Source organism: Okeania sp. (assembly GCF_983059655.1).
Map to the genome: position 1 here is coordinate 1 of NZ_CEZPJD010000457.1, position 6,251 is coordinate 6,251.

Below are 6,251 nucleotides of genomic sequence, written 5' to 3' on the forward strand. Positions count from 1 at the left end.
AGTGCAAGCTTTTCAGTCTCTAGAGCTGCAAAAAGTTAGCATTTTGAGTAGACAAAGGCAGAAAAATCAAGGGATTATTCTTCCTCCTACCTCTTCTATAATTCCCATTAGACATCTCCTGAAAAGAGGCAACAGCTCATCTTACAACAGGCAACCCACCCCTAACCCCTAACCCCTACCCCATCCCTGGAGGGGAATAATTGATAATTTATGGATAATAATTGATTTTATTTTTGATTTTTGGAGATGTTTATTTCTCCCAACTACTTCCTGAAAAGACTTTTTCAGCAAATCCTATTTAGATTTTAAGGAGATAAAAAAACAACTTGCGGTCTGGAAAAATAATCAAGCAAATGGAAAAAAATTCTCGTGTCAGTCAATTACCCAAACAAAATTCCCGGTCTCAGCGTTTACTAACCGCAGGTTTACTGATAAGCATATTAGTATTAATAATCTGCTTGGTGATTAGTCTAATTACAGGCGATACAGAAATTCCTCTAGAAACTGTCTATAAAACATTTACCGCGTTCGACGGTTCCACAAACCAACTAATTATCCGCACTCTGAGAGTTCCTCGTAGCTTAATCGCAATGTTAGTAGGAGCTTCCCTTGCTGTGGCGGGTAGTATCATGCAAGGATTAACTAAAAATCCTCTAGCTAGTCCAGGAATTCTAGGAATAAATGCAGGAGCAGCTTTAGCTGTAGTATCTGCTGGATTTATTTTTGGTTCCTCCTCAGCAAATATTTATCCTACATTTGGCTTTTTCGGAGCAATTGTAACAGCGCTCACAGTTTATTGGTTGGGGTCTCTTGGTAAAGGTGGCCTCCATCCTGTCAAGTTAACTATTGCAGGTGCAGCTATAACTGCTCTTCTTAGCTCTTTAACCACAGCAATACTAATTCTCGATCAAAATAGGTTAGATGAAATTCGATTTTGGCTAGCTGGATCGGTTGCCGGAAAAGACTTCAATGTATTTTTGCAAGTGCTTCCCTATATTTTGGTAGGATTAACTATAGCTTTTTTCCTAGCACGACAGATTACTCTTCTAACATTAGGAGAAGATGTAGCAACAGGTTTAGGAGTACAAGTTGCTTGGGTGAAAGTTGGTGCAACTATCTGTGTGGTGATCTTATCAGGATGCTCCGTGTCAATAGCAGGTACTATTGGTTTTATTGGATTAGTAGTTCCTCACATTGCACGTCTCTTAGTTGGCATTGATTATCGTTGGATTATTCCTTACGCTGCAATTTTGGGTAGTATTTTGTTACTCTTAGCTGATATTGCTGCCCGTCTGTTACTAAAACCTATTGAAATTCCTGTGGGAATAATGACATCCTTAATCGGAGGTCCTTTTTTTATATATTTAGCTTTATCAAAGATTAAAAGATGAAAGAACGCTGGTTAGTTATTCGCCCCCAACAACTTCCCATCTCATGGCGCGTGGAGCAACGAGTACCAATTGTTTTGTTGGTCTTGGTAGCATTAACCCTGGTAGCTATGATATTAGATGTGAGTATTGGTGAGTATCCGATACCACCCCTAGATGTCTTTAAAACAATAATTGGTCTAGAAACAGACAATACAGATTATTCATTTATTATCAATACCCTACGTCTGCCACGAGTATTAATAGCAGTAGGTGTAGGAATGGGATTTGCAGTCTCTGGGGCAATTCTACAAAGCTTAATTCGTAATCCTTTGGCAACTCCGAGTATTATTGGCGTTAATGCTGGAGCAAGTTTAGCTGCTGTGGTAGTAATTGTACTGCTGCCAAATGCTCCTCTATTTGCTATTCCTATTTCGGCTTTTGGTGGAGCGATCGCTATTTCGATTCTCATTTACCTACTTGCTTGGGAAAAAAGGAACTCAACAATGTACTTAGTTTTGATTGGCATTGGTTTAAATACTATTGCTAGTGCTTTAACTACTGTAATGGTGACATTCGGTGAAATCAATCTTGTTTCTCAAGCTTTGATTTGGATTACAGGTAGTGTGACTGGTCGCAGTTGGGAATATGTTTGGCCATTACTGCCCTGGTTATTCATATTTTTACCATTGGCATTTTTCCTAGCCAAAGACCTCAACGCTTTATTTTTGGGAGAGGAAGTCGCTAGAGGTTTAGGTGTTCCTCTTGACTGGCGACGCAGTTTGTTATGGTTAACAAGTGTTGCTTTAGCTGCTGCTTGTGTAGCAACGGCAGGAGCAATCGCATTTGTTGGGTTTATTGCACCACACTTAGGTAGGCAGTTGGTAGGTCAATCCCATGAAGGTCTAATTCCGACTGCTGCTATCATTGGTGCATTTATTGTAGTCTTCTCAGATTTAATTGGCAAAGTGTTATTTGCCCCAACAGAAATTCCTTGTGGCATAATTACTGCCATTATTGGTGCGCCTTATTTTCTTTATTTATTGTATCGGAGCCAGCGATGATTGACTCAGAAAACCCAAAAAGTGCTTTAACTACTCGAAAGCTGACTGTTGCTTATAACAATGGACAACCTATTGTGCTGAATTTAGATTTGGCAATTCCTAGAGGTAAGATTACTGTAATAGTCGGTCCTAATGGTTGTGGCAAATCAACTTTACTCAAAAGTTTAGCAAGATTGCTTAAGCCTATTAGCGGTACTGTTTATTTGGATAGTAATTCTATATTTAAGTTATCCACAAAGGAAGTAGCAAAACAATTAGCTATTTTGCCTCAAAGTCCTGCTGCTCCAGAAGGTTTGACTGTAGAAGAGTTAGTAGCTCAAGGCAGGTATCCTTATCAGAATTGGTTACAACAGTGGTCTGTTGATGATGAAAAGATTACTCAACAAGCTTTGGCAACTACAGGACTTTTGGAGTTGGCAGGGCGATCGCTAGATTCTCTATCTGGAGGCCAAAGACAACGAGCTTGGATTGCGATGGCCTTAGCTCAGGATACAGAAATTTTATTGTTGGACGAACCAACTACTTTTTTAGACTTAGCCCACCAGATTGAACTTCTGGATTTGCTCTACGATTTGAATTATTCTCAGGGGCGGACAATAGTGATGGTTCTACACGATCTGAATCAAGCTTGTAGATATGGGGATAATTTGATTGTGCTACGGGATGGCCAAGTTGTGAATCAGGGTTATCCAGAGCAAGTGATGACGGTGGGAATGGTTCGTTTAGTATTTGGCCTAGAGTCTCAAATTATTCAAGACCCTGTAAGTGGGACACCAATGTGCATACCGATGGGTCGCAAGGCCAAACAAAAGGTGTGATTTATAGCGCTGTGCGCAGGCAACAGGCAACAGCTCATCTGGCAACAGGGGGAATAAATTGCTGATCATATAAGACTTTTAGCTATTGGGCAAATCCTGCAATTTGTAAATATACCAGCGCTCATTGCTATATATTTAAGAAAATATACAAATATTAATTTTTTAAGAAAAAAGTATAAAAATTTAATTCAACCATTACAAATTAAAAATATATATGTTAATATTTCCTTAAAATAAATGAGAATTCTTTTCATTTAGTTTGATGTAGCCATTTGATGTAGCCAAAAGTCTCAGACCATACAGTAAGTTTTGCGAACGCAGAGCTTTCTGACAGAGTCTGGTGCAAACGTTTTCTATGTCTGATATAAACCCTGTTTTTCAGATGAAAGGCGTTGGCATGATTTGTAATCAATATAAAAAATACAAACTCCCTCTCACTTTTAAATGATTTCGTTAAAATTTAAATAATAGAGCATTATGCTCCCACTATTAATAAAATGACTCAACTATATCAAACCACTAAAAACACTCTCACTGAGTGCCGTTTTTGTTCGGAGGTATCAAAAGCTAATGGAGAAGACCCCATAGGAACAGCCTCAACTTGCGACCACTGGCTAATTATAGAAATAGCACAACCCTGGTCTGAACAAGCTTTTATGGAAAATCCTCAACTTAAACCAGTGCTGGGTTTAATTTTCCAAGCTATAAAAAATGGTGTGAAATTAAAACCAATGGCGATCGCTCCAGACCGCGAATATTCCCAGGCTGGTTATACTCGTGTACTATATTATTATCGTCCTGGTGAATTATTTGCTGAATATGAGAAGCAGGAATATATTGTACCTGATACTCTGATGAGTCAATTGCTAATCTCCTTGCTCCAGCAACTACAGCAGCAACCAAATGAACTGGAAAATTTTCAGCAATATCAACAACAAACTAGCGAAATTAGAGAAATGCTAGTTTGTACTCATGCCAATGTTGATGTAGCTTGTGGTAGGTTTGGCTATCCTATTTATAAAAAGTTGCGTTCTGAATATGCTGCTACTTCTCAAGGAAATTTACGAGTTTGGAGATGTAGTCATTTTGGTGGGCATCAGTTTGCACCAACATTAGTCGATTTGCCTGATGGTCGTTATTGGGGACACTTAGAAGCAGAAATGCTCGATCTATTGGTATTAAGAAATGGTTCAGTATCAGGTCTGCACCAGTATTACCGAGGTTGGGCAGGTTTAAACTCTTTTGCACAAATTGCCGAAAGAGAAATGTGGATGCAAGAAGGTTGGAGTTGGTTAAAGTACCCCAAAGTAGGTAAAGTGTTGGCATTTGATGAAGAAAGATTAAAACACCTCAGTCCAGAGGAAGCAAAGGTAGAAGCAAATTGGGCATTGGTGCGACTGGAATTTATTGTTGGTGATAATAGTAATTTGAAAAAAACTTATGAAGTAAAAGTGGAAGTTAATGGTGAGGTGATGAGTGCCTTGCGATCGAGTGATGATATGGAATTAACACCAGTTAAGCAATATCATGTGAGTTCTGTGGTGAAAGTAAGTTGATGCTCATTCTTGATACTTCCTTGACTTTATACTTTTGTATTTTTCCCAAAGCTTCTAATACTCACTGGTGTAGCACAGCTAAAACTGCGCATTCATGTAGAGTGCGTATATTCTGTGAAACGCATTGAAAAATCTCTTTTTTAACATACCATTTCAGCTATCAGTACCTCATCTTTACTACTGATTACTCACTATATAAAATAAAAACAATAAATGAGCAAATATTTAACAACAACAGAATACAAAGCAGTATATCAAGAATGTTTAGAAAAAGGAAAAATTGTTTCCTATTCTAATGATTTTGAAACTTTTCTCAAACTTAAAGCAGAAGAGGAATTAGGAGTAGGATACGATAGAACAATCAAACTACGCCCTGGACTAAAAATAAATATTAGCGGTGGAAAATCAAAATATACTATTGTTAGAGAAATTCAACATCATGCTGCCATGCCATTAATATTAGCTTTCCAACTTTCGGGAACTTACCGAGTATGGACAGAAGGAATTGGAGATGACTACTATTATGAAAAAAGTGGAGAAAATTATTTATTTTTTCTTCCTGGCACAAAAGAAATAGAAGAAATACCAACTGGAGTAGATTTACAGAGAATTAGAATCATTGTAGAACCCGATATTTTCAGAAGTTTTAGTAGTAAATTCGAGCTAATGCCTACTGAATTAAAAGCATTAATTTCCAATAATTCACGGCAAATTTTTCATCAGAATGTTGGAGCTATAACTCCAGCAATGCAGCAAGCGTTACAGCAAATTATTAATTGCCCGTATCAAGGCATGGCAAGACAAATTTATCTAGAAAGTAAGGCACTAGAATTAATAAGTTTACAGTTAACACAATTAATACAAAGTCAGTCAGAAATTATTTCATCTAGTTCATCTGGATGTTTACAAGCGGATGATATTGAGAGAATTCGTCAAGCAAAATCAATTTTAGAGGCAAATTTAGAAAATCCACCATCACTAATGGAATTAGCTAGAAAAGTACAACTTAATGATTATAAACTTAAACGAGGCTTTAAGGAAGTTTTTGGTACAACTACATTTGGATATTTGCAAAAAATCCGAATGGAGCGCGGGAAAAATCTCTTAGCAAAGCAAATGTTAACTGTTGCTGGAGTAGCTCAAACTGTTGGTTATAAAAGTCCAAGTCGGTTCTGTGATGCTTTTAAAAAGCATTTTGGTATTACTCCTAGAAATTACAGAATGAGTCTGAACTTGTGACATCTTCTACACTCTGGCGTTAGCTTAGTGTGGGCTTCTCATTTCGTAGCCCTGTTATCCCTTCGGGTTCCACGAGCTTTAAAGACGGAATGCCCTGTCTCCCTATTTGTCAACCTTTAAAAGTGTAACTATTCAACCGGACATTCTATTAGGGCTGGGTTTCCATCTCCCCAGCCACCCCACACATGCTCTAAAACTCTCGGTATT

General features: G+C 37.9%; 5 protein-coding genes. All 5 read left to right on the top strand.

The features are described 5' to 3' along the window. Window positions 1-353 precede the first annotated feature (353 nt). Window positions 354-1,391 carry a FecCD family ABC transporter permease gene (locus AC3DU7_RS21710; protein WP_488041385.1) on the top strand — a complete coding sequence of 346 codons (1,038 nt, stop codon included), beginning with the start codon at window positions 354-356 and terminating at the stop codon, window positions 1,389-1,391. After that, the gene (locus AC3DU7_RS21715) at window positions 1,388-2,431 is read left to right on the top strand and encodes a FecCD family ABC transporter permease (RefSeq protein ID WP_488041386.1); all 1,044 of its coding nucleotides are present in this window, start codon (window positions 1,388-1,390) and stop codon (window positions 2,429-2,431) included. The genes AC3DU7_RS21710 and AC3DU7_RS21715 overlap by 4 nt, the downstream gene beginning before the upstream one ends. Next, on the top strand, window positions 2,428-3,249 hold the full coding sequence (locus AC3DU7_RS21720; RefSeq protein ID WP_488041387.1) for an ABC transporter ATP-binding protein: 822 nt from the start codon (window positions 2,428-2,430) through the stop codon (window positions 3,247-3,249). Before AC3DU7_RS21715 ends, AC3DU7_RS21720 begins: the two co-directional genes overlap by 4 nt. A gap of 497 nt (window positions 3,250-3,746) precedes the next feature. Continuing rightward, on the top strand, window positions 3,747-4,805 hold the full coding sequence (locus tag AC3DU7_RS21725; RefSeq protein ID WP_488041388.1) for a ferredoxin family protein: 1,059 nt from the start codon (window positions 3,747-3,749) through the stop codon (window positions 4,803-4,805). A gap of 213 nt (window positions 4,806-5,018) precedes the next feature. Then, entirely contained in the window at window positions 5,019-6,044 is a 1,026-nt protein-coding gene (locus tag AC3DU7_RS21730; RefSeq protein ID WP_488041389.1) for a helix-turn-helix transcriptional regulator, read from the top strand. Window positions 6,045-6,251: the final 207 nt, after the last annotated feature.